Raw genomic sequence first — 24795 nt, 5'->3', positions numbered from 1 at the left:
AGCAAGCTCGCTCCCACAGGATTCGCGGTGATCCTTGTGGGAGCGAGCTTGCTCGCGAATGGGGCGACTCGGTATCAAGCCTGGTGACTGATCCGCCCATCCACCAGCGTATAGCGAACCACACCCGGCAAAGTGTGCCCGATGAACGGGCAGTTCTCACCCTTCGACAGCCAATTCTCACCGGCCACCGTCGACGCCTTTGGATCGAACAACACGATATCCGCCGCACCACCGACCGCCAGTTTGCCTGCCGGCAGACGCAGCGCGTCAGCCGGACCCGCGCTCAAACGCGCCAGCAAGGTCGGCAGATCGAGCAAACCATCCTCGACCAGCGTCATCGCCAGCGGTAGCAGCAACTCAACACTGCTGATGCCCGGCTCAGTCGCGCCGAACGGTGCCAGTTTGGCGTCACGTTCGTGCGGCTGGTGATGGCTGGAAATCGCCGACACAACGCCGGATTTCACTGCTTCACGCAAACCGTCGCGATCCGCGCGAGTGCGCAGCGGTGGCTGCACGTGGTACAGACTGCTGAAGTCGATCAGCGCTTCGTCGGTCAGGATCAACTGATACAGCGCGACATCCGCCGTCACCTTCAAGCCACGGGCCTGCGCCTGAGCAATCAACGCGACGCCGCGAGCGCTGGTCAACTGGCTGAAGTGCGCACGCACGCCGGTCTGCTCGACCAGCAGCAGGTCACGGGCCAGGGCCACGGTTTCCGCCGTTTCCGGAATCCCGGGCAAGCCGAGGAAACTGGCAACCGCGCCTTCGTGAGCCAAACCGCCTTCAGCCAGATCATGATCCTGCGAGTTGAAAATCACCGTCAGATCGAACGTCGCCGCGTATTCCAGCGCCCGGCACAGGGTGCGAGTGTTGCGGAAGCTCTCCAGACCGTTGCCGAACGCCACGCAACCGGCGTCGCGCAGCGCAACCAATTCAGCCAGCTGTTCGCCGTCCAGACCTTTGCTCAGCGCGCCAATCGGGAAAACTTTGGTGTTGCCGGCCTCGCGGGCGCGGTCGAGGATCAGCTCGGCCACGGCGGAGGTGTCGAGCACCGGTCTGGTTTTCGGCGGGCAGCACAGGCTGGTTACACCGCCGGCCGCGGCTGCGCGGGTTTCGCTGATGATCGAGCCTTTACGGCTGTAGCCCGGTTCACGCAGGGCCACGTTCAGATCGACCAGGCCCGGAGCGGCGACAAGGCCTTGGGCGTCAATGGTTTCCACTGCGTTGAAACCGGCCGGGGCCGCGCCGAGGGCGACGATCTTGCAGGCTTCAACGTGAATGTCGGTGATGTGATCCAGGCCGCTGCTTGGATCGATGACGCGTGCGCCGAGAATGCTGAGCTTCACTGGGCGTTCTCCTGCTCGAATTGACGCTGCGCGGTTTGCCCGCTCATGGCCATGGACAGCACGGCCATACGAATCGCGATGCCGTAGGTGACCTGGTTGAGGATCACCGAGTGCGGGCCGTCGGCCACTGCCGACTCGATCTCCACCCCCCGGTTGATCGGCCCCGGGTGCATGACGATGCAATCGGGTTTGGCCCCGGCCAGGCGGGCGGTGGTCAGGCCGAACAGGCGGTAGAACTCGCCTTCGCTCGGCAACAGGCCGCCGGTCATGCGTTCACGCTGCAGGCGCAGCATGATCACCACGTCGACGTCTTTCAGGCCTTCGGTCATGTCGGTGTAGACCTTCACGCCGTATTGCTCGATGCCGATCGGCAGCAGGGTCTTCGGCGCGATCACGCGGATGTCCGGGCAGCCGAGGGTTTTCAGCGCGAGCATGTTCGAACGCGCGACCCGCGAGTGCAGGATGTCGCCGACGATGGCCACCGAGAGGTTTTCGAAACCGCCCTTGTGCCGACGGATGGTGAGCATGTCGAGCATGCCCTGCGTCGGGTGCGCGTGACGGCCGTCACCGCCATTGATGATCGCCACTTGCGGGCAAACATGTTCGGCGATGAAGTGCGCGGCGCCGGAATCACCGTGGCGCACGACAAACATGTCGGCGGCCATGGCTTCAAGGTTGCGCAGGGTGTCGAGCAGGGTTTCGCCCTTGCTTGCCGACGAGGTCGACACGTTCAGGGTGATCACGTCCGCCGACAGCCGCTGGGCCGCCAGTTCGAAGGTGGTGCGGGTGCGCGTGGAGTTTTCGAAGAACACGTTGCACACGGTCTTGCCGCGCAGCAACGGGACTTTCTTCACCGCCCGGGCACCGACTTCGAGGAACGAGTCGGCAGTGTCGAGGATTTCCGTCAGCAACTCGCGGCGCAGGCCGTCGAGCGAGAGGAAGTGGCGCAGCTGGCCCTGATCATTGAGCTGCAGCGGGCGCTTGGTATCTAGAGGCGTCATCGCGAAGGGGACTCTCAATAGGGCGGATTAAAGGTTGAAGTCTTGCAGTTCGAGCGTCAGCGGCTCGGGGCCGGACAGCTTCACCCGTTCGTGAGCGGCCAGCGACAGCGTCGCGCCAACCACGTTCGGGCGGATCGGCAGCTCGCCGGCGTCCAGATCCAGCAGGCAAACCAGGGTCACGCTGGCCGGGCGGCCGTAGTCGAACAATTCATTCATGGCGGCGCGGATGGTGCGGCCACTCATCAATACGTCGTCGATCAGCACCAGATGCTGGCCTTCGATCTCGAAGGGCAGGGCGGACGGGCGCACTTGCGGGTGCAGGCCGTTCTGGCTGAAGTCGTCGCGGTAAAAGGAAACATCCAGCGTGCCCAGTGGCGCGTCGCTGCCCAGTTCCTTGAGCAAGGCCTGCGCGACCCAGATGCCGCCCGTGCGGATGCCGATGTAACGCGGTTCAGTAATTTCACGCTGGGCAAGGTGCGCCTTGAGGCGGGTCGCCATCTGGCTGATCAGATCGGCGGGATTTGGCAGGCTCATGGTTGCTCCTTGTTGGGGGCGAGCCGGGTCCTTGGACGCGGCTCGGTTTTTCACTCAAAAGAAAAGCGCCGAAGCGCTTGTCAGGATTCAAACAATGCAGTGTTTTCATCGAGCCAGCCCTGCAACAGCAGAGCGGCGGCGATGGCGTCCACCGGGTTGTCGCGGTAACTGCCTTTTTGACCGCCACGGGCCAGTCGCTCGCCTTTTGCCTCGAACGTGGTCAGGCGCTCGTCGTGGGTATAGAAGGGCAGGTTGAAGCGGCCGTTGAGACGGCGGGCGAATTTCTCCGCGCGTACGCACATGTCGCTCGGCGTGCCGTCCATGTTCAGCGGCAGACCGACAACGACGGCGTCGGGCTTCCATTCTTTTATCAGGGCTTCGACCTGGTTCCAGTCCGGCACGCCGTTTTGTGCCTTCAAGGTGCACAGCTCGCGAGCCTGGCCGGTAATCACCTGGCCGACTGCGACGCCGATCTGTTTGGTGCCGTAGTCGAAGCCGAGAATCAGGCGCAGGGCCATCAGGCGTGACCTGCCTGGCTGGTCAGCAGGCTGAGGTTGATCCCCAGGTGCTTGGCCGCCGCTTCAAGGCGTAATTCGCTGCTGGTGTTGAAGAGGATGTCGGCGTCGTACGGGCAGTTCAGCCAGGCGTTGTCGGCGAGTTCCGCTTCCAGTTGCCCGGCTTCCCAACCGGCATAACCGAGGGCAATCAGGCTTTTTGCCGGGCCGACGCCGTCCGCGATGGCGAACAGCACGTCCTGCGAGGTCGACAGGGCCAGATCGCCGTCCAGTTGCGCGGTCGCCTGGAAGGTTTTCCCCGCTGGATGCAGGACGAAACCGCGATCGGTCTGCACCGGGCCGCCGATGAAGATCGGCACGTGCTGGCACAGTGCTGGCGGCTCGATGTCCGGGCGCAGTTGCTCGAGAATGTCGGCCAGATTCAGCTCTTGCGGCCGGTTGACCACGATCCCCATAGCACCATTGGCCGTGTGCTCGACGATGTAGGTCAAGGTGTGGGCAAAGTTCGGGTCGGCCATGTGGGGCATGGCGATCAGGAATTGATGCTTGAGGTAGCTGGGGCTGACGTTTTTCATGTGCGCTAGTGTGGCGTTCGGGGGGCGAACTGACAAGCTGAAGCCGCCAAAAGATCGCAGCCTTCGGCAGCTCCTACAGGGGAATGCAGTTCAAATGTAGGAGCTGCCGAAGGCTGCGATCTTTTGATTTTGCCTTTAATTGCTCGAGAGCTTGTCGCCCCGGGCAAATTTCCAGGTGCGGATGATTTCCAGGCGGTCGATGTCCGACAAGTCCCCGGTAAACGGGGCAAACGGTGCCGCCAGTCGGACGATGCGCTGCGCCGCCTGATCGAGCAGTGGCTGACCGGATGATTCCAGCACCAGCACTTCATACAGCGAGCCGTCGCGGTTGATCGAGACCATCAGGCGCAGATTGCCGTAGATCTGCTTGCGCCGGGCTTCCTCGGGGTAATTGAGGTTGCCGATGCGTTCAACCTTCTTGCGCCAGTCATCCTTGTACCAGGCACCCTTGTCGCGCATGGTCGACGCCGCGCTCAAACGGTGAATCCGTGGGCGTTTGGCGTACAGCTGTTGTTCCTTGGCCAGTTCCGCTTCGAGGCTGGCGATGTCGCTGGACAACTGCGAGCTGTCGAACTCCGGCGCATCGACCGTCGGTTTGACTGCGGTTTTGGCTTCTTCTTTCTTGGTCGGCGCTTTTTTCGGCTTCGGCGCGACGGTGGTCACCGCAGCCTTGGGCGCGGCTTCCTGCACTTCCGGTTTGGCGGCCGGTGGCGGGGTGACTTTTTTGACCTGATTGTCCTGGAACGGCGCCACCTCGGTGGTCTTCGGGATCGCCTTCTTGTCCAGCGTGCCGCTGCCTTCCTGATGCTCTTGGGCGAGGAAGTCAGCCTTCTCCGGCTTCTTTTCGCTCTTGAAGGTGGCGAGGGTGATTTCCAGGGTTTTGCTGATTTGCTTGGGCTCGACCATCGTGAAGCCGACGCCCAGCAGCAGCGCCAAATGAATCAGCGCCGCGAGGAACAGGGTAAATCCGAGGCGATCGGCCGGGCGCACGCCACGGTGGGCGAGTTCTGCGGGCAGATCGGACGGGAGGGTCATGACAAGAAAACCAACATCGCGTTTTTCAGAGGCTGCGCATGATAACGCAATGTTGGTTTCACGCCTTGGGCTTCACGCTTCAAGCGACAGACTGCATGTGACACACATCAAGCTTGTGGCTTTTTGCCGGCGGCTTGCAGCTTCTTGGCGATGGCATCCATCAGCATGCCGCCAATGTCAGTGCCAAACGCGTTGTCGATTTCACGGATGCAGGTCGGGCTGGTGACGTTGATTTCGGTGAGGCTTTCGCCGATCACGTCCAGGCCCACGAACAACAAGCCTTTCTCACGCAGGGTCGGGCCGACTTGCGCGGCGATCCAGCGATCCTTGTCAGTCAGCGGACGGGCTTCACCACGACCACCGGCAGCAAGGTTGCCACGGGTTTCGCCCTGCGCCGGGATCCGCGCCAGGCAATAATCCACCGGCTCGCCGTCGATCATCAGGATGCGTTTGTCGCCGTCCTTGATCGCCGGCAGGTAAGCCTGGCCCATGATCTGCTGGCCACCGAGGGCAGTCAGGGTTTCCAAGATTACCGACAGGTTCGGGTCGCCGGCGCGGTGACGGAAGATCGACGTGCCGCCCATGCCGTCCAGCGGCTTGAGGATCACGTCACCGTGTTTCGCGGCGAACTCACGCAGCACGTCGGCACGGCGGCTGACGATGGTCGGCGGCGTGCACTGCGGGAACAGCGTGGCGAACAGTTTTTCGTTGCAGTCGCGCAGGCTCTGCGGCTTGTTCACCACCAGCACGCCGGCGGTTTCGGCCTGTTCGAGCAGGTAGGTGGAGTAGACGAACTCCATGTCGAACGGCGGGTCCTTGCGCATCAGGATCACGTCCAGGTCGCTCAGCAGGTTGTCCTGCTCGGCGTCCAGTTCGAACCATTTTTCCGGGTTGGCGAAGACTTTCAGCGGCTTCATCCGTGCCCGTGCCTGGCCTTCGCCCTGATACAGGTCGCGCTGTTCCATATAGAACAGTTCCCAGCCACGCTTCTGCGCGGCCAGCAGCATGGCCAGCGAGCTATCCTTTTTATAGGAGATGCTGGCGATAGGGTCCATGACAATCCCGACGCGAACGCTCATTGGGTTTTCCTCGAAAATTGGCTACCGGATCGGTATTGAAAAAGTGCCGCCAGAGTGGCGCCGGGCGGGTTTTCGGTCAAGGAAAAACCCGTCGATAGATTGCATCTGGAGACTGTGCTAAAAAGGCTGCCATGCCGTGCTGGCCCTTGAGCATCAAGGGTTTCCAGCCATCAGTCATCGCAAAACGGACAATTTGATTCGCAAAGGCGACGGTAGAGCCCTCTTATGGAACAGCAGTCCAGCGCCTTGAAGGTCATGGTCATCGACGACTCGAAAACGATTCGACGCACCGCCGAAACCTTATTGAAGAATGTCGGGTGCGAAGTGATCACCGCGATCGACGGTTTCGACGCCCTGGCCAAGATCGCCGACAACCATCCCGGGATCATTTTTGTCGACATCATGATGCCGCGTCTGGATGGTTATCAGACCTGCGCTTTAATCAAGAACAACAGTGCGTTCAAGGCCACGCCGGTGATCATGCTGTCATCGCGTGACGGGCTGTTCGACAAGGCCAAGGGGCGGATTGTCGGTTCTGATCAATTTTTGACCAAGCCTTTCAGCAAGGAAGAACTGCTCAACGCGATTCAGGCCCATGTTCCGGGCTTCGCCGCCGTTTTGCCGCAGTAAGACACGTACAGTGACGCTCGGCCAGCGGGCCGCGGGTCGACAAGAAAAATGGGGAAAACCATGGCACGTATCCTGATCGTCGATGATTCGCCGACTGAAATGTACAAACTCACCGGCATGCTGGAAAAGCACGGCCATGCAGTGCTGAAGGCCGAAAACGGTGCCGACGGCGTGGCCCTGGCCCGTCAGGAAAAACCCGACGCGGTGCTGATGGACATCGTCATGCCTGGCCTCAACGGTTTTCAGGCCACCCGTCAACTGACCAAGGATGCCGAGACCAGCCACATCCCGGTGATCATCATCACCACCAAGGATCAGGAAACCGACAAGGTCTGGGGCACCCGCCAGGGCGCCAAGGACTACCTGACCAAACCGGTCGACGAAGACACTCTGATCAAGACCCTGAACAACGTGCTCAAAGGCTGATCGCGCAACCATGAGCGAATCGCTGACCGCGTTCGAACTGCTCTGGCAAATCGACCAGCGCTGCCGCTTGCTGGCGGCGGACCTGCCGTCGCAACCGGCGCGTCAGGATCGCTGGAGCGGCATCGGCTTCCGCCTCGGCGAGCATTGGTATGTGGCGCCGATGGGCGAAGTCAGTGAAGTGCTGCACGAACCGCGCTTCACCCAGTTGCCCGGGGTCAAGCCGTGGGTCAAAGGCGTGGCCAATCTGCGCGGACGATTGCTGCCGATCATGGATTTGTGCGGTTTCTTCGGGCATGAACTGTCGCCATTGCGTAAACAGCGGCGGGTCTTGGTGGTTGAGCATGGGGACGTGTTTGCCGGGTTGATGGTCGATGAGGTCATCGGCCTGCAGCATTTTGAGCAGGACAGCTTTGAACCGCTGTCGATCAGCAAGCGCCAGGGTTCCAAGGCCGAGTTCGTCAAAGGCTATTTCCGGCGCGAGCAGAACTGGCGGGTGTTCAGCCTGTTTGCGCTGGCCAAGTCGCCGGTGTTCATGAGCGTTGCGATATAACAGATTCAACACCGTCCCCTGTGGGAGCGAGCTTGCTCGCGAAGAGGGCGTGTCAGGCGAAATAAATATTGGCTGACCTACCGCTTTCGCGAGCAAGCTCGCTCCCACAGGGATTGCAGCAGGCCTCAAAGGTGGTGGGTTAAGGGCGAGGACCGATGACAAAAGCAAAAACAGGCAAGCCGGCGGAAGGATCGCGCAGTCGCTCGCAGATCATCGTGCTGTTCATCGCACTGATCGTGTTCATCATGCTGCTGTTCGCCAACTTCGCTTACCTCAACACCCAGGCGAACTACGACAAGCAGTACATCGGCCACGCCGGTGAGCTGCGCGTGCTCTCGCAACGCATCGCCAAGAACGCCACCGAAGCCGCCGCCGGCAAGGCTGCCGCGTTCAAGCTGCTCAGCGATGCGCGCAACGATTTCGCCCAGCGCTGGGGTTACCTGAAAAAGGGCGACCCGGCCACCGGCCTGCCGCCCGCGCCGTCGACCGTGCGCCCGGAAATGCGCGCCGTGCAGCTCGACTGGGAACGTCTGCTGAAAAACACCGACGCGATTCTCTCCAGCGAACAGACCGTGCTGTCGCTGCATCAGGTCGCCGCAACCCTGGCCGAAACCGTGCCGCAGTTGCAGATCGAATACGAAAAAGTCGTCGAAATCCTCCTGCAACGTGGTGCCCCGGCCGCGCAGGTGGCGATGGCTCAGCGTCAGTCGCTGTTGGCTGAACGCATCCTCGGTGCGGTCAACACCGTACTGGCCGGCGACGAAAACTCGCAGCAGGCCGCCGATGCCTTTGGCCGCGACGCCACCCGTTTTGGCCAGGTCCTCAACGGCATGCTGCAAGGCAACCCGACGCTGAAAATAAGCCAGGTCGAAGACCGTGACGCCCGTGCGCGCCTGAGTGAAATATCCGAGCTGTTCCAGTTCGTCTCCGGGTCCGTCGATGAAATCCTCGAAACCTCGCCCGAGCTGTTCAAGGTCCGCGAATCGGCGAGCAACATCTTCAGCCTCTCGCAAACCCTGCTCGATGAAGCCTCGCACTTGGCGACCGGTTTCGAGAACCTTGCCGGCGGGCGCAACACCGACACCATCGGCGGCTACGTCCTCGGTTTGCTGGCGCTGGCTTCGATCATCCTGATCGGCTTGGTGATGGTCCGCGAAACCAATCGCCAGTTGCGTGAAACCGCCGAGAAGAACGAGCGCAACCAGAACGCGATCATGCGCCTGCTCGATGAAATCGAAGACCTCGCCGACGGCGACCTCACCGTGACCGCCTCGGTGACCGAAGACTTCACCGGCACCATCGCCGACTCGATCAACTATTCCGTCGACCAGTTGCGCGATCTGGTCGCGACCATCAACCTCACCGCCGGCCAGGTTGCCGCTGCGGTGCAGGAAACCCAGGCCACCGCCATGCACCTGGCCCAGGCCTCGGAGCATCAGGCGCAGCAGATTTCCGAAGCGTCGACAGCGATCAGCGACATGGCCCAGTCGATCGATCAGGTCTCGGCCAACGCTGCGGAATCCTCAGCGGTAGCCGAGCGTTCGGTGGAAATCGCCAACAAGGGCAACGAGGTCGTGCACAACACCATCCACGGCATGGACAACATCCGCGAACAGATTCAGGACACCGCCAAACGCATCAAGCGCCTCGGCGAGTCGTCGCAGGAAATCGGCGACATCGTCAGCCTGATCGACGACATCGCCGACCAGACCAACATCCTCGCCCTCAACGCGGCGATTCAGGCGTCGATGGCCGGTGACGCCGGGCGCGGCTTTGCCGTGGTTGCCGACGAAGTGCAGCGCCTCGCCGAACGCTCGTCTGCCGCCACCCGGCAGATCGAAACCCTGGTGCGGGCGATTCAGACCGACACCAACGAAGCCGTAATCTCGATGGAGCAAACCACCACCGAAGTGGTGCGCGGCGCGCGACTGGCGCAGGATGCCGGTGTGGCCCTGGAAGAAATCGAAGGCGTGTCGAAGACCCTCGCCGCGCTGATTCAAAGCATCTCCAACGCCGCGCAGCAGCAGACGACGTCGGCCGGGCAGATTTCCCTGACGATGAACGTGATCCAGCAGATCACGTCGCAGACCTCGTCCGGCTCCACGGCCACCGCCGAGAGCATCGGCAACCTGACGAAAATGGCCAGTCAGCTACGGCGTTCGGTGTCCGGATTCACCTTGCCGGCGGCGACAGATAAAGCGTGAGTGGAGTGGTTATGGGTGATCGGCACGACTATGTGGCCCTCGAATGGGTCAAAGGCGAAATTGCCGAAACGCTGAAGCAGGCGCATCAGGCGATTGAAGCCGTGCTCGATGATCCGCAGGCCTTTCCCGGGCTGGACGAGTGCCTGGATTACATCCATCAGGTCCACGGCAGTTTGCAAATGGTCGAGTTCTACGGCGCAGCCTTGCTCGCCGAAGAAATGGAGCATCTGGTCGAAGCCTTGCAGCACGAGCGCGTCAGCCATCGCGACGAAGCCCTGCACCTGTTGCTGCAAGCCCTTGGGCAATTGCCGATCTACCTCGACCGCGTGCAGAGCGCCCGCCGCGATTTGCCGCTGGTAGTGTTGCCGCTGATCAACGACCTGCGCAGCGCCCGTGGTCAAAGCCTGTTGTCTGAAACCAGCCTGTTCAGCCCGCAACTGCCTGAGTTACCGCCCTTGAACGCCGAAGCACTGGCGCTGCTCGAGCCGGCAGAGCTGCCGAACGTACTGCGCAAATTGCGCCAGATGCTGCAAATGGCTTTGGTCGGTTTGCTGCGTGAGCAGGATGACCAGACGCACCTTGGCTATCTGGCGAAAGTGTTCACCCGTCTCGAAGCGTTGAGCGGCGATGCGCCCCTGAGCCCGTTGTGGCAGGTCGCCTCGGCGCTGGTCGAAGGCATGCGCGAAGGCGTCATCGCCAACAGCCCGGCGCTGCGCAGCCTGTTCAAGGACGCCGACAAAGAACTCAAACGCCTGCTCGATCAGGGCATGACCGGGCTCAATCAGCCTGCGCCGCCGGAGCTGCTGAAAAGCCTGTTGTTCTATATTGCCAAAGCCGAACATCCCACCGGGCAGATGCTGACCATGAAAGATCGCTACTCCCTGGACGACGCGTTGCCCGACAGCGCGATGGTCGACGAAGAACGCGCGCGCCTGGCCGGCCCCGACCGCGATGCGATGCGCTCGGTGCTGGCGGCGTTGTGCGAAGAGCTGGTGCGGGTCAAGGAACGCCTCGACCTGTTCGTGCGCAGCGACCGCCAGCACACCTCCGATCTGGAAAGCCTGCTGGCGCCGCTGCGACAGATCGCCGACACCCTCGCGGTACTCGGATTTGGCCAGCCGCGCAAAGTCATCATCGATCAACTGGCGGTGGTGCTCAGCCTTGCCCAGGGCCAGCGTGAACCCAACGACGCGATCCTGATGGACGTCGCCGGCGCCTTGCTCTACGTCGAAGCGACGCTGGCCGGGATGGTCGGCACCGTCGAACCGGAAAGCCCGGAAGATTCGCGTCTGCCGACCACCGACCTGACGCAGATTCACCAGATCGTCATCAAGGAAGCGCGCATCTGCCTGCAACAGGCCAAGGACATGATCGTCGACTACATCGACGCCGATTGGGATCGCCAGCACCTGCAACCGTTGCCGGCGCTGCTGACCCAGGTGCGCGGGGCGCTGGCGATGATTCCGCTGAATCGCGCGGCGAGTCTGGTCGAGGCTTGCAACGGTTTTATCGGCGAACATTTGTTGCTCGATCCGCATGAGCCGGGTTGGGAGCAACTGGATCGTCTGGCCGATGTCATCAGCAGTCTTGAGTATTACCTTGAACGCCTGAGCGACGACCCGCAGGCCCCGAGCGAACAATTGCTCGACATCGCGCAAAAGAGCCTCGCCCGTCTCGGTTTTTTTCCAGATGAAGAGCCCGATGTGCCGGTTCTCGAAGAAGTTCTCAGCCCCAGCGAAGTACTGGTGATGCAGGACATGCAGACGCTGGATGATCCCGAGACTGTGCAGTCGCTGGCCGACGTGTTGGCCAGCCCGGTCTCTGCGGTCAATCCGCCGGCGCTGATTACCCCCGGCAGCCTGATGCCGCCGCCGGCCGATGAAGAACCGGTCGACGACGAATTGCGTGAAGTGTTCCTCGAAGAGACCGACGAAGTCCTCGAAGTCCTCCACCAATACCTGCCGCGCTGGACCGCCAATCCTCAGGATCGCGACGCGCTGACGGAATTGCGCCGCGCCTTCCACACCTTGAAGGGTAGCGGGCGCATGGTCCGCGCACTGATCCTCGGTGAGCTGGCGTGGGCAGTGGAGAACCTGCTTAACCGGGTACTCGAACAAAGCGTCGAACCGGGCTCGGTGGTGCCACAACTGCTCACCGACACGGTGCTGTTGCTGCCGGAATTGATCAATGAGTTCGCCACCAACAGCCAGCGTCAGCGCAGTGATGTCGATCAACTCGCTGCCCGCGCGCACGCCTTGGCCAAAGGCGATCAACCGTTGGCCGCCGAAGACGTCGACGATGTCGCCGCGCTGGATCCGCTGTTGCTGGAAATCTTCCGCAACGAAGCGGAAACCCACCTCGCCAGCCTCAACCGTTTTCTCGATCAGGCCGCCGAACATGTGCCGTTGCAAGCCAGCGACGAGTTGCAGCGCGCCTTGCATACGCTCAAGGGCAGCGCCTCGATGGCCGGCGTATTGCCGATTGCCGAACTCGCTGCACCGCTCGATCAACTGGCCCGCGAGTTCAAGGCGCACCAGTTGCCGCTGGACCTCGACGAAGTGGAGTTGCTGCTCGAAGCCGAGGGCCTGTTCCGTGTCGGCCTGCGTCAACTCAAGCATGATCCGCTGGCGCCGATTGTCGGTGCGCAGTCGCTGATCAAACGCTCGGAAACCCTGCTCGCCGAGCGTCTGGCGTCGATCCTCGATGCGCCGCACACCGGCCTGCGGATCAAGCGCGATCCGCAACTGATCAACAACTTCCTCGCCCAGGGCATGGACATTCTCCTCGACGCGGAAAACCTCTTGCAGCGTTGGCAGCAACATCCTGGCGAGCGCCAGGAACTCAGCGCCTTGCTGGATGAACTGACCACCCTCGGCGAAGGTGCGCACATGGCCGATCTGCTACCGGTCGATGTGCTCTGTGAAGCCTTGCTCGACCTGTATGGCGCGGTGGAAGAAAGCAGCCTGGCGGTCAGCGAGCGGTTTTTCCAGGAAGCGCAAAACGCCCATGAAGCGCTGATCAACATGCTCGACGAACTGGCGGCCGGGCAGGAAGTGACGCCGCAGCCGGCGCGGATTCGTGCCTTGCATGATTTGCTTGATGAGAGTCTCGACCCGTCATCGATGGGCCTGATTCGCAGCGATGGCAGCCGCACTTTGAGCATTCGCGAACTGGGCAGCGCCACCGCTGAGTTGCAGCAAAAGGCAACGGCGCTCGAACCCGATGATGAGATCGTCGAGATCTTCCTCGAAGAGGCGGTCGACATTCTCGACAGCTCAGGCCAGGCCTTGCAGCGCTGGTTGAGCGACCCGGACAACACAGCGCCACTGTCCTCGTTGCAGCGCGATTTGCATACGCTCAAGGGCGGCGCGCGGATGGCCGAAGTCGAGGCCATCGGCGATCTGGCTCAGGAGCTGGAAAGCTTTTACGAAGGCTTGGTGGATCGTCGCTACCACTACAGCGAAAGCTTGGCGGGCTTGCTGCTCAAGAGCCATGACCGCTTGGCGCTGTTGCTTGATCAACTGCAAAACCATCAGCCGCTGACCCCGGCACAGGACCTGATCGACACGATCCGGCAGATCCGCCAAGGTCAAAACGTTGCCGAAGCGCCGCCAGCAACAGCCGATCACGACAGCGCCGGCCATGATCCCGAGCTGCTGGAAATCTTCCTCGAAGAAGGTTTCGACATCATCGAAAACTCCGGCGCTGCGTTGCTGCGCTGGCAGGCGGAACCGGGCAATCGTCAGGAAGTGGAAACCCTGCTGCGCGATCTGCACACCCTCAAGGGCGGCGCGCGCATGGTCGAGATCGGCCCGATCGGCGACCTTGCCCATGAACTGGAATACCTTTACGAACGCCTGTCCTCCGGAACATTGCAGCCATCGACCGAGCTGTTTGCGCTGGTGCAGCGCGGGCATGATCGTTTGGCGCAAATGCTCGATGGCGTGCGCGCCGGGCAACCGTGTCCACCGGCGGATCGGCTGATCAACGCGATCCAGAATTTCAGCCACCCGCTGACGGTAGAAACGCCGCCAGTGCTCCCTGTGCCGGTCAAGACCGAACCCGCGCCGCCGGCTGCCGAGGCTGGCGCGGACATGGTCAAGGTCTCCGCCGAACTGCTCGATGAGCTGGTCAATCTGGCCGGGGAAACCTCGATCTTCCGTGGTCGTATCGAGCAACAAGTCAACGACGCGCAGATTGCTCTCAACGAGATGGAAACCACCATCGAGCGCATGCGCGATCAGTTGCGCCGCCTCGACACTGAAACCCAGGGGCGGATTCTCAGCCGTCAGCAAGTCGATGCCGAACGCCTCGGCTACGAAGAATTCGATCCGCTGGAAATGGACCGCCATTCGCAGCTGCAGCAACTGTCGCGGGCGCTGTTCGAATCCGCCTCCGACTTGCTTGATCTGAAAGAAACTCTCGACCGCCGCAATCACGACGCCGAGAACCTGTTGCAGCAACAGGGCCGCATCAACACCGAATTGCAGGAAGGCCTGATGCGCACGCGCATGGTGCCGTTCGAGCGCATGTTGCCGCGCTTGAAACGCATCGTCCGCCAGGTCGCCGAAGAGCTGAACAAAGACGTCGCGTTTGTCGTCGGCAACGCCGAAGGCGAGATGGATCGCAACGTGCTGGAACGCATGGCCGCGCCGCTGGAGCACATGCTGCGCAACGCCGTCGACCACGGTCTGGAGTCCGCCGAGGTACGGCTGGCGGCGGGTAAACCGGCGCAAGGGCAGATCAGCCTCGATCTGTCTCGCGAGGGCGGCGACATTGTTTTCGATATCCGCGATGACGGCGCCGGCGTGCCGTTGGAAGCGGTGCGGAACAAGGCGATCAAGCGTGGATTGCTCGCACCGAATGCCGAGATCAGCGACCGCGATGTGTTGCAGTTCATCCTTCAGCCGGGGTTTTCCACGGCAGAAAAGATCACCCAGATTTCCGGGCGCGGCGTCGGCATGGACGTGGTGCATGAAGAAGTACGGCAACTCGGCGGCAGCATGAGCATTGATTCGGTGCCGGGGCAGGGCGTGCATTTCCGCATTCGTCTGCCGTTCACCGTGTCGGTCAACCGCGCGTTGATGGTGCAGTGCAGTGAGGATCAGTACGCGATTCCGCTGAACACCATCGAAGGCATCGTTCGCGTGTTGCCGAATGATCTGGAAGCTCACTTCCGCGTTGATCCGCCGCGCTATCAGTATGGCGGCCAGACCTACGAACTGTGCTACCTCGGCGAGCTGCTGAAAACCACGCCACGGCCGAAACTGCTCGGGCAGAACCTGCCATTGCCGGTGCTGTTGGTGCACTACAACGACCGGCACATTGCGGTGCAGGTCGATGCCATGGCCGGTACGCGCGAGATCGTGGTCAAGAGCCTCGGCGCGCAATTTGCGGCAGTGCAAGGCGTGTCCGGCGCGACGATTCTCGGCGATGGGCGAGTGGTGCTGATTCTCGATTTGCTCGCGCCGATCCGCGCGATGCAGGCGCGGGTCGCACAGCCGCCGGCGCTGCCAGAGATCGACAGCGAACCGCAAAAGCCGCTGCTGGTGATGGTGGTCGACGACTCGGTCACCGTGCGCAAGGTCACCAGTCGCTTGCTCGAACGCCACGGCATGAACGTGCTGACCGCCAAGGACGGTGTCGACGCCATGTTGCTGCTGGAAGAACACATGCCCGACCTGATGCTGCTCGACATCGAAATGCCGCGCATGGACGGCTTCGAAGTCGCCACCCAGGTGCGCAACGACGAACGCCTGCAACACCTGCCGATCATCATGATCACCTCGCGCACCGGGCAAAAACACCGCGACCGCGCCATGGCAATTGGCGTCAACGACTACCTCGGCAAGCCGTATCAAGAGTCTGTGTTGCTTGAAAGCATTGCCCAATGGAGCAAGAAACATGCATGAGCGCCGGCATAATCAGCGCAGCAGTCAACTCACCGGGCTGCTGCTGCCGTTGGCGGATCGCAACTTGATCCTGCCTAACGTCGCTGTCGCGGAGCTGATCGATTATCAGGCCAGCGCCTTCGACCTGGACACGCCTCCGTGGTATCTGGGGCGTGTGAGCTGGCGCGAGCGGCAGATTCCGCTGCTGAGTTTTGAATCGGCCTGCGGGCAGAAAATCGTCATTGGCGAGCGCGCGCGGATCGTGATTCTCAATGCGCTGGGCGGGTTGCCGGAGCTGAAGTTCATTGCGCTGCTGGTGCAGGGGATTCCGCGTTCGTACAAGCTCGACAGCCAGCTGAGTTATGTCGACGTGCCGTTGTGCTCGCTGGAGCAGGCGGCGGTGCAGGTCGGGGAGCAGGTGGCGAAGGTGCCGGATTTGTTGGGGCTGGAGCAGTTGTTGGTGGATGCGGGACTGGTGCACTGATCCTGAGTTTGCGGTGATCTTGCTGGCCTCTTCGCGAGCAGGCTCGCTCCCACATTGGATCTTCAGTGATCCCGGATTTTGCGTACGACACAGACCCCCTGTGGGAGCGAGCCTGCTCGCGAAAGCGCCAGTCGCCACACTCCAATCCGACAGACAAATCCTCAATCTCTGTGCGCAATAAACGCCTTTCAGTCGCGTTGTTTAAAGATACCCGGTGTTACGGCTCCCTGGCCTACAAATCCTTGCGCCGCTGCCTACGCATGCACCAGAATCCGCCGGCTTGTGCGCCTTTGGCATGCTGCGTAACTTGATTCCGTCACTGATTTCCAGTGATCGGGTTTAGCAGCCCGTGGTTAATCTAAGGGTGCACATGCATCATCGTCAGGCTCAGCGCCTGTATTCGATGGCGGCTGTGCGCAGGGCGCTTCGGCGCGCCGGCTTCCTTAGGTTCCCCGGTCTGCTAACCTGCGTTCAGCTGCCACCCTTCTTTTAGCAGAGAAGAGGTTCCAGCTTTATTTCGGAACCTGAAGATTATTAAACCGACGCCTAATCCCCCGCTCACCGACCCGGCATCCCCCTACGAATCCCCCGACTCAAAGAAATTCCACGAAGCCGCCGAACGCGCGCTCGACCATTACCTCGGCCCGACCAACGCCGATCTGATGGCCACGCCTTACACCCCCAACACGCTGTACATGGCCAATCCCAATGCCGACACGGAATCCTTGCTGGCCGACGCCAGTGAAACCCTTGGCTCGGCTACGGTGATGCTCAACAACCATGCGGCAATGGTGGAAGGTACGCATCGCAAGACTGTGCAGGGTATTGCTCAGGTGGTGATGGTGGCGGAGATGGCCGTCAATCGTTTGTTGGATAGGTTGGTGCCGACGGAGTAACGAAAGAGCTGACCCTCACCCCAGCCCTCCCGAAACGTCGGACCGCCCGTAGGGAGAGGGGGCCGACCGAGGTGTCTGGCGTCATACATCGACCTGAAAAGCCGAGTCGATTATGGGTTTGGTAAAGCGAGTCGATTATGGATTCGGTAAAGCACGATCAGGTCGGCGTATCCCTTGAGCATCCCCCAATCAGTCCCCTCTCCCTCCGGGAGAGGGCTAGGGTGAGGGCGCTCTTGATCGTTACCCTGAGCGTAATGATTCACCGCCGCGCTTGATTGATGTCCCCACCCCACACGCCTACCTTAGCTCCACGACAGCGAACCCCGTGGAGTGAGCATGACAACAACAATTTTCCCCGACTCGCGCTGGACGCGGCGGCGCGATGAGAAGCAGCGCCGCCTCGACAAGGTGCGTGGGCTGGCCGACGGTGTGGTGTTGCCCACCGACAAGATCGTCGCCGCGCTCGAAGCGCTGATTCATCCCGGCGACCGTGTGGTGCTGGAAGGCAACAACCAGAAGCAGGCGGATTTTCTCTCGCGTTCGCTGGCCAAGACCGACCCGGAAAAGCTCCACGACCTGCACATGATCATGCCCAGCGTCGGCCGCTCCGAGCACCTCGACCTGTTCGAACGCGGCATCGCCCGCAAGCTCGATTTCTCCTTCGCCGGCACGCAAAGTCTGCGCATCAGCCAGTTGCTTGAAGACGGCCTGCTGGAAATCGGCGCGATTCACACCTACATCGAACTCTACGCCCGACTGGTGGTGGACCTGATCCCCAATGTCGTGCTCTCGGCCGGTTTCATGGCCGACCGCGCCGGCAACATCTACACCGGCCCCAGCACCGAAGACACCCCGGCACTGATCGAACCCGCAGCGTTCAGCGACGGTATCGTCATCGTCCAGGTCAACCAGTTGGTCGACGACGTCAGTGAACTCCCACGCGTGGACATTCCAGCGTCATGGGTCGATTTCGTCGTAGTTGCCGACAAGCCGTTCTATATCGAACCGCTGTTCACCCGCGACCCACGCCACATCAAGCCTGTCCACGTGCTGATGGCGATGATGGCGATTCGCGGGATCTACGAAAAACACAACGTGCAATCGCTCAACCACGGCATCGGTTTCAACACCGCCGCCATCGAGTTGATCCTGCCCACCTACGGCGAATCCCTCGGCCTTAAAGGCAAGATCTGCCGCAACTGGACGCTCAACCCGCACCCGACGCTGATTCCGGCGATCGAGAGCGGCTGGGTCGAAAGCGTGCATTGCTTCGGCACCGAGCTGGGCATGGAAAACTACATCGCCGCGCGTCCCGACGTGTTCTTCACCGGCCGCGACGGCTCGCTGCGTTCCAACCGGATGTTCTGCCAACTGGCCGGGCAGTACGCGGTGGACCTGTTTATCGGCGCGACGCTGCAGGTCGATGGCGATGGCCATTCCTCGACCGTCACCCGTGGCCGCCTCGCCGGTTTCGGTGGTGCGCCAAACATGGGCCATGACCCGCGTGGTCGTCGTCACGGCACTCCAGCGTGGCTGGACATGCGCCATGACGACTCGCAGCAACCGATGCTCGAACGCGGCAAGAAACTTGTGGTGCAAATGGTCGAGACGTTCCAGGAGGGCGGCAAACCGACCTTCGTCGAAACCCTCGACGCGGTCGAAGTGGCGAAGAAAAGCGGCATGCCGCTGGCGCCGATCATGATCTACGGCGACGACGTCACCCACCTGCTTACCGAAGAAGGCATCGCCTACCTGTACAAGGCGCGCTCGCTGGAAGAGCGTCAGGCGATGATCGCCGCCGTTGCGGGCGTCACCGCCATCGGCCTGCGCCACAACCCGAAAGACACCGAACGCATGCGCCGCGAAGGCCTGATCGCCTTGCCCGAAGACCTCGGCATCCGCCGCACCGACGCCACCCGCGAACTGCTCGCGGCGAAAAGCGTGGCTGATCTGGTCGAGTGGTCCGGCGGCTTGTACAACCCGCCCGCCAAATTCAGGAGCTGGTAATGCACGCATTTAACCTGCAAGCGAAACCGCTATCCCTGGCTGATCGATTGGCCGATCTGGCGGTGGACGCGCTGATCGACGAAGCGGATCTGTCGCCGAAACCGGCGCTGGTCGACCGTCGTGGCAATGGCGCGCACACCGATTTGCACCTGGGCCTGATGCACGCTTCAGCGCTGGCCTTGTGGCCGGCGTTCAAGGAAATGGCTGAAGCGGCAGTTGCAATCGGCGAGGTCGGTTCAACGTTGCGCGAAGCGATTGGCCGCATTGGCCGTGAAGGCGAACAAGCCATGCTCGCCACCACCAACGGTGTGAACACGCATCGCGGAGCAATTTGGGCCTTGGGCCTGTTGGTGACGGCCGCTGCACTGGAACCGCAATCCTCCAGCGCCAACGCCGTGACCCTGCGCGCTGCACGTCTAGCCTTACTGGATGACCGCTACGCACCGAAGCCATTGAGCCACGGCGCCCAAGTCGCCCTGCGTTACGGCGCCCGTGGTGCCCGTGAAGAAGCGCAACTCGGCTTTCCTTCGGTGCTGCAACGCGGCCTGCCGCAACTCAAGCGCAGCCGCGCCAACGGCCACGGCGAACAGAATGCCCGGCTCGACGCCTTGCTCGCGATCATGACTGATCTGGCCGACACCTGCGTGCTCTACCGCGCTGGCGAACAAGGCCTGCACGCCATGCAGAACGGCGCGCAAGCAGTGCTCGACGCCGGCGGCAGCGCCAGCCTCAGCGGTCGTCGTCGCCTGCACGAACTCGATCAACAACTCATCGCATTGAATGCCTCGCCCGGTGGCGCCGCCGATTTGCTTGCCGCCACGCTGCTGCTCGACCGCATCGAGCGCGACGGCATCCTTCAGGGAGCGTTTTGATGGAAACCCTATCGTTTGAATTCCCCGCCGGGCAGCCGCCACGCGGGCGGGCGCTGGTCGGTTGTGTCGGCTCGGGTGATCTGGAAGTGCTGATCGAACCGGGCCTGGCCGGCAAGCTGACGATCAATGTGCAGACCTCGGTCAACGGTGCGCAGTTGCGCTGGCAGCATCTGTTTGCGCGGATGTTCGACGGCACCACGCCGCCGGCCATGGCCATCGATATTCACGATTTCGGCGCGACCCCCGGTGTCGTGCGACTGCGACTGGAACAAGGTTTCGAGGAGATCGGCCATGACTGACAGCGCAGCGCTTTTGCACAAACACAGCTTCGTCGAACTCGGCGCGCGGCAACGGGCGAAAGCCTTGCTCGATGCCGGGACTTTTCGCGAATTGCTTGATCCGTTTCAACGGGTGATGTCGCCGTGGCTGGAACGTCAGGGCGTGGTGCCGCAAGCCGATGACGGCGTGGTGATCGCCAAGGGCAGCCTCGACGGCTTGCCGGTGGTGATCGCGGCGATTGAAGGTGCGTTCCAGGGCGGCAGCCTCGGCGAAGTCGGCGGGGCGAAGATTGCCGGCGCGCTGGAACTGGCCGCCGAAGACAACCGCAACGGCATCCCGACCCGCGCCATCCTGCTGCTGGAAACCGGTGGTGTGCGTTTGCAGGAAGCCAATCTCGGGTTGGCGGCGATTGCCGATATTCATGCGGCGATTGTCGATTTGCAGCAGTACCAACCGGTGGTCGGTGTGGTCGCCGGTAGCGTCGGTTGCTTCGGAGGTATGTCGATTGCGGCGGCGCTGTGCAGCTATTTGATGGTGACCCAGGAAGCACGCCTCGGCCTCAACGGCCCGCAGGTGATTGAGCAGGAAGCGGGGATCGAAGAATACGACTCCCGCGACCGGCCGTTCATTTGGAGCCTGACCGGTGGCGAACAGCGCTTCAGCAGTGGACTGGTGGATCGGTATGTCGCTGATGATGTGGCGAAGATTCGTCAGCAGGTCGGTGAATTGCTCCAGCAAGGTTTACCGGCGCAACCGCGCAGCCAACGTGCCGAATGGTTCCTGCAACGCCTGAGCAGTCTGAACACTGACCAGCAAATCGAACCGTCGGTGGTTCGCGATCTGTATCAAGGAGAGCGCTCATGAGCGGTTATTCACTGCGCGGTTTGAACTGGTTCAACGCCTTGAGCGCGGGCGCTGTCGCGGTCGAAGGGCTGCCGGCCTCGTTGAAGGTCGCTGACGGTGAGCTGGGGCGTTTTATCGCTGTGGTGGCTGACCCGGACAATCGTTTTCCGCGTGCTCGCAATGGCGAAGTCGGTTTGCTTGAAGGCTGGGGTCTGGCCAAGGCTGTGGATGATGCGGTCACTGCTGATCGTGATAAGGCGCAGAAGCGCCCGATCATCGCCATCGTCGATGTGCCGAGCCAGGCTTACGGTCGCCGCGAAGAAGCGCTCGGTATTCATCAGGCCCTGGCCGGTGCGGCGGGCAGCTATGCCCGCGCGCGTCTGGCCGGGCATCCGGTGATTGCGTTGCTGGTGGGCAAGGCGATGTCCGGGGCGTTTCTGGCTCACGGTTATCAGGCCAACCGCCTGATCGCGCTGCGTGATCCGGGCGTGATGGTGCATGCGATGGGCAAGGCGTCGGCAGCGCGGGTGACGTTGCGCAGTGTTGAAGAGTTGGAGGCGCTGGCCGCCAGTGTGCCGCCGATGGCCTATGACATCGACAGCTACGCCAGCCTCGGATTGCTCTGGGAAACCTTGTCGGTTGAGCAGATTGAACAGCCGACGGCGGAGGATCTATCAAGGGTTAACGAATGCCTGAAGCAAGCCATTGGCGATATTTCCAGCACTGATCTGAGCAATCGTCTCGGCGCCAAGAATCGTGCGGCCTCGAGCAACGTTCGCGAGTTGCTGAGGGCGCAGTGGTGATCACCCCTCTGGCTCACGATCTGCTCTGGGGTATGACCCCGGCGCAGTTGCCGGCGGGTGCGCCGCAGTGGGCAGTCGAGTCGCTGGCCGCCGGGCAACCGGTGGTGGTGCGGCGGGCGTTGAGCGAGGAAGGTTTAATCGCGGTCGGCGTGCGCGGCGTATTGCGCCAACAGCGGTTGGCGGCATTCATGGCTATTGATTCGATTACCTGTCGGGTCAGTCCCGAAGCGCTGTGTCATGTCGATTGCGAGCGCGATCTGCCAGTGATGCAGGCGCTGCAACAACTGCGGCCGATGCTCGATGACTGCGGTTGGGTCTGGGGTGTCAGCGGCAGCGTCGGCTTTGAATTGGCCAGTGGTTTTACCGCGATGCACGCGGCCAGTGATCTCGATCTGATTTTGCGTACGCCGCAACTGATCACGCGTAATCAGGCCCGCAAATTCGTGGCGCTTTTCGATCAGGCAGTGTGCCGGGTCGACCTGCAATTGCAGACGCCATTCGGTGCTGTGGCGCTGCGTGAATGGGCCAGCGGTTCGGCGCGCGTGCTGCTGAAAAATGCTCGTCAGGCGTGCCTGGTGGTTGATCCATGGAACCCGCAGGAGCAGGCGGCGTGAGCAGTCTGCTGGTGTTTCCCGGCCAGGGCGCGCAGCAGGCAGGCATGCTTCAGCGCTTGCCTCGGGAAACCTTGGTCGAGGCCAGCGACGTACTCGGTGAGGATGTTGTGCTGCTCGACTCTGCCCAGGCATTGCGCACGACAAGGGCGGTTCAGCTGTGCCTGCTGATCGCTGGCGTCGCAGCATCGCGGCAGTTATTGCAGGACGGACTCAAAGCGGATTACGTCGCCGGTTTATCCATCGGTGCTTACCCGGCAGCGGTGGTTGCAGGTGCATTGAGCTTCAGCAATGCGCTGCATCTGGTCAGCCTGCGCGGTGAGTTGATGCAGCAGGCTTATCCACAAGGCTACGGCATGACCGCGATCATCGGTCTGCAGTTATCCACAGTCGAAACGTTGCTGGCGCAGGTGCACTGCGAGGATATGCCGGTGTATCTGGCCAATATCAACGCCGACAATCAGGTGGTGATTGCCGGCAGTGACAAGGCCATGCAAGCGGTGGCCGAACTGGCGCGCAGTTGTGGCGCCGGTCTGGCAAAACGCTTGGCAGTGAGTGTGCCGTCACACTGTCCGCTGCTGGAAAAACCGGCGCAAACCCTCGCCGAAGCCTTCGCCAAGGTTGAACTGAAAAAACCGAAAATCGCTTACCTGAGCGGCAGTCGCGCACGGCCTGTGACCAAAGTCGAAGCGTTGCGCGACGACCTCGCCTTCAACATGTGCCGCGTGGTGGATTGGCGCGGCACCGTGCAAAGCGCTTATGAGCGCGGCGTGCGTTTACAGATCGAACTGCCGCCCGGTGCGGTACTCACCGGGCTGGCGCGCCGGGTGTTCGAACAGGGCACGGTCACTGCCTTCGACAGTGCTCGCCTCGATACCCTGCAAGCGCTGTTGCGTGAGGAGGGTAGCCGCCAACTCTAGACCGCCGCGACTCAAGCTTCGAACAACAAAAACAACATTCGACGATGCACTTTGAGGACTACAACAATGATTATTTACGGTGTGGCGCTGCTCGCGATCTGTACGCTGGCAGGGGTGATCATGGGTGACATGCTCGGCGTGTTGTTGGGCGTCAAATCCAACGTCGGCGGGGTCGGCATTGCCATGATCCTGTTGATCTGCGCGCGGTTGTGGATGCAGAAGCGCGGCGGCATGACCAAGGATTGCGAGATGGGCGTCGGCTTCTGGGGCGCGATGTACATTCCGGTGGTGGTGGCAATGGCTGCGCAACAGAACGTTGTGACGGCGCTGCATGGTGGACCGGTGGCGGTGCTGGCGGCGGTTGGTTCGGTAGTGGTTTGTGGCTGCACGATTGCCTTGATCAGTCGTACTCACAAGGGTGAACCATTGCCCGATGAACCGGCGGAAATCACGCCGGTTGGCACCCCGGTAGGAGGCCGCTGATATGTGGGATCTCATCGAGAAAGGTCTGGAACACAACGGGCTGGTCACTGCATTCGCCTTCGTCGGCGTGATCATGTGGGTGTCGGTGATTCTGTCCAAACGCCTGACGTTCGGACGCATTCACGGCTCGGCGATCGCCATCGTCATAGGGCTGGTATTGGCGTGGGTCGGCGGCACCATGACTGGCGGGCAGAAAGGCTTGGCGGATCTGACATTGTTCTCCGGCATCGGCCTGATGGGCGGGGCAATGCTGCGTGATTTTGCGATTGTTGCCACCGCTTTTGAAGTGCAGGCGACCGAGGCGAAGAAGGCCGGGATGATCGGTGTAATTGCGCTACTGCTGGGCACGATCCTGCCGTTCATTGTCGGCGCGAGCATGGCCTGGGCGTTTGGTTATCGCGATGCGGTGAGCATGACCACCATTGGCGCAGGCGCGGTGACTTACATCGTCGGGCCAGTGACTGGCGCGGCGATTGGCGCGACGTCGGATGTGATGGCGCTGTCGATTGCCACCGGGTTGATCAAGGCGATTCTGGTGATGGTCGGCACGCCGGTCGCGGCGCGCTGGATGGGCCTGGATAACCCGCGTTCGGCGATGGTGTTTGGTGGCTTGGCCGGGACGGTGAGCGGGGTGACAGCGGGGCTGGCGGCGACGGATCGGCGGTTGGTGCCTTATGGGGCGCTGACGGCGACGTTCCACACCGGGCTTGGGTGTTTGCTGGGGCCATCGCTGTTGTTCTTCATTGTTCGCGGGATTGTGGGCTGAAGATCAAGAGCCCCTCACCCTAACCCTCTCCCGGAGGGAGAGGGG

General features: G+C 61.8%; 23 protein-coding genes. 16 read left to right on the top strand and 7 right to left on the bottom strand.

The window, feature by feature from the left end:
* Window positions 1-74: 74 nt before the first annotated feature.
* From P3G59_RS27455 to gshB, 7 genes are all read right to left on the bottom strand, one after another.
* Entirely contained in the window at window positions 75-1346 is a 1272-nt protein-coding gene (locus P3G59_RS27455) for a dihydroorotase (protein ID WP_277759695.1), read from the bottom strand.
* Window positions 1343-2347, bottom strand: coding sequence for an aspartate carbamoyltransferase catalytic subunit (locus P3G59_RS27450; protein WP_007913665.1), 1005 nt, complete (start codon window positions 2345-2347; stop codon window positions 1343-1345). The genes P3G59_RS27455 and P3G59_RS27450 overlap by 4 nt, the downstream gene beginning before the upstream one ends.
* A 27-nt stretch (window positions 2348-2374) precedes the next feature.
* The gene (pyrR, locus tag P3G59_RS27445; RefSeq protein WP_034153653.1) at window positions 2375-2881 is read right to left on the bottom strand and encodes a bifunctional pyr operon transcriptional regulator/uracil phosphoribosyltransferase PyrR; all 507 of its coding nucleotides are present in this window, start codon (window positions 2879-2881) and stop codon (window positions 2375-2377) included.
* Between the two features lie 80 nt (window positions 2882-2961).
* A complete protein-coding gene (ruvX, locus tag P3G59_RS27440) occupies window positions 2962-3399 on the bottom strand; it encodes a Holliday junction resolvase RuvX (protein WP_064589634.1) in 438 nt (145 codons plus the stop codon).
* Window positions 3399-3971 carry a YqgE/AlgH family protein gene (locus tag P3G59_RS27435; protein ID WP_277759694.1) on the bottom strand — a complete coding sequence of 191 codons (573 nt, stop codon included), beginning with the start codon at window positions 3969-3971 and terminating at the stop codon, window positions 3399-3401. Before P3G59_RS27435 ends, ruvX begins: the two co-directional genes overlap by 1 nt.
* 135 nt (window positions 3972-4106) lie before the next feature.
* Window positions 4107-5006: an energy transducer TonB gene (locus P3G59_RS27430; RefSeq protein ID WP_277759693.1), complete on the bottom strand. Its 900-nt coding sequence runs from the start codon at window positions 5004-5006 to the stop codon at window positions 4107-4109.
* Between the two features lie 107 nt (window positions 5007-5113).
* On the bottom strand, window positions 5114-6085 hold the full coding sequence (gshB, locus tag P3G59_RS27425; RefSeq protein ID WP_007913671.1) for a glutathione synthase: 972 nt from the start codon (window positions 6083-6085) through the stop codon (window positions 5114-5116).
* A gap of 225 nt (window positions 6086-6310) precedes the next feature.
* On the opposite strand from gshB, the gene pilG reads away from it, so the two are divergent.
* The 16 genes from pilG (at window position 6311) to madM (ending at window position 24750) form a co-directional block, all read left to right on the top strand.
* Entirely contained in the window at window positions 6311-6715 is a 405-nt protein-coding gene (gene pilG / locus P3G59_RS27420; protein WP_007913673.1) for a twitching motility response regulator PilG, read from the top strand.
* A gap of 60 nt (window positions 6716-6775) precedes the next feature.
* Entirely contained in the window at window positions 6776-7141 is a 366-nt protein-coding gene (gene pilH / locus P3G59_RS27415) for a twitching motility response regulator PilH (RefSeq protein ID WP_277759692.1), read from the top strand.
* A gap of 10 nt (window positions 7142-7151) precedes the next feature.
* A complete protein-coding gene (locus P3G59_RS27410) occupies window positions 7152-7691 on the top strand; it encodes a chemotaxis protein CheW (protein ID WP_064116258.1) in 540 nt (179 codons plus the stop codon).
* A 155-nt stretch (window positions 7692-7846) separates the two neighbouring features.
* The gene (locus tag P3G59_RS27405; protein ID WP_277759691.1) at window positions 7847-9895 is read left to right on the top strand and encodes a methyl-accepting chemotaxis protein; all 2049 of its coding nucleotides are present in this window, start codon (window positions 7847-7849) and stop codon (window positions 9893-9895) included.
* 11 nt (window positions 9896-9906) lie between these two features.
* A complete protein-coding gene (locus tag P3G59_RS27400) occupies window positions 9907-15807 on the top strand; it encodes an Hpt domain-containing protein (RefSeq protein ID WP_277759690.1) in 5901 nt (1966 codons plus the stop codon).
* A complete protein-coding gene (locus P3G59_RS27395) occupies window positions 15800-16270 on the top strand; it encodes a chemotaxis protein CheW (RefSeq protein ID WP_277759689.1) in 471 nt (156 codons plus the stop codon). Before P3G59_RS27400 ends, P3G59_RS27395 begins: the two co-directional genes overlap by 8 nt.
* Window positions 16271-16800: 530 nt before the next feature.
* Window positions 16801-17166, top strand: coding sequence for a DUF6124 family protein (locus tag P3G59_RS27390; protein ID WP_034153647.1), 366 nt, complete (start codon window positions 16801-16803; stop codon window positions 17164-17166).
* 336 nt (window positions 17167-17502) lie between these two features.
* Complete coding sequence (gene mdcA / locus P3G59_RS27385; RefSeq protein WP_277759688.1) at window positions 17503-19173, top strand: malonate decarboxylase subunit alpha; 1671 nt, start codon at window positions 17503-17505, stop codon at window positions 19171-19173.
* Complete coding sequence (locus P3G59_RS27380) at window positions 19173-20045, top strand: triphosphoribosyl-dephospho-CoA synthase (protein WP_277759687.1); 873 nt, start codon at window positions 19173-19175, stop codon at window positions 20043-20045. Before mdcA ends, P3G59_RS27380 begins: the two co-directional genes overlap by 1 nt.
* Window positions 20045-20344, top strand: coding sequence for a malonate decarboxylase subunit delta (locus tag P3G59_RS27375; protein ID WP_007913697.1), 300 nt, complete (start codon window positions 20045-20047; stop codon window positions 20342-20344). The genes P3G59_RS27380 and P3G59_RS27375 overlap by 1 nt, the downstream gene beginning before the upstream one ends.
* Window positions 20337-21188: a biotin-independent malonate decarboxylase subunit beta gene (locus P3G59_RS27370; protein WP_277759686.1), complete on the top strand. Its 852-nt coding sequence runs from the start codon at window positions 20337-20339 to the stop codon at window positions 21186-21188. The genes P3G59_RS27375 and P3G59_RS27370 overlap by 8 nt, the downstream gene beginning before the upstream one ends.
* Window positions 21185-21970, top strand: coding sequence for a biotin-independent malonate decarboxylase subunit gamma (gene mdcE / locus P3G59_RS27365; protein ID WP_277759685.1), 786 nt, complete (start codon window positions 21185-21187; stop codon window positions 21968-21970). Before P3G59_RS27370 ends, mdcE begins: the two co-directional genes overlap by 4 nt.
* Window positions 21964-22584 (top strand): malonate decarboxylase holo-ACP synthase, encoded by a 621-nt coding sequence (locus tag P3G59_RS27360; protein ID WP_277759684.1) that lies wholly within the window; start codon window positions 21964-21966, stop codon window positions 22582-22584. The genes mdcE and P3G59_RS27360 overlap by 7 nt, the downstream gene beginning before the upstream one ends.
* Window positions 22581-23501, top strand: coding sequence for a malonate decarboxylase subunit epsilon (gene mdcH, locus P3G59_RS27355; RefSeq protein ID WP_277759683.1), 921 nt, complete (start codon window positions 22581-22583; stop codon window positions 23499-23501). The genes P3G59_RS27360 and mdcH overlap by 4 nt, the downstream gene beginning before the upstream one ends.
* Window positions 23502-23567: 66 nt before the next feature.
* Window positions 23568-23984, top strand: coding sequence for a malonate transporter subunit MadL (gene madL / locus P3G59_RS27350; RefSeq protein WP_277759682.1), 417 nt, complete (start codon window positions 23568-23570; stop codon window positions 23982-23984).
* Window position 23985: 1 nt separating this feature from the next.
* Entirely contained in the window at window positions 23986-24750 is a 765-nt protein-coding gene (gene madM, locus P3G59_RS27345) for a malonate transporter subunit MadM (RefSeq protein ID WP_277759681.1), read from the top strand.
* Window positions 24751-24795 lie beyond the last annotated feature (45 nt).

Origin of the sequence: Pseudomonas sp. A34-9 (assembly GCF_029543085.1) — a bacterium.
Lineage (GTDB): Bacteria > Pseudomonadota > Gammaproteobacteria > Pseudomonadales > Pseudomonadaceae > Aquipseudomonas.
The sequence above is the reverse complement of the archived record's forward strand: the minus strand, read 5'-3'. Positions and strand labels throughout refer to the sequence as shown.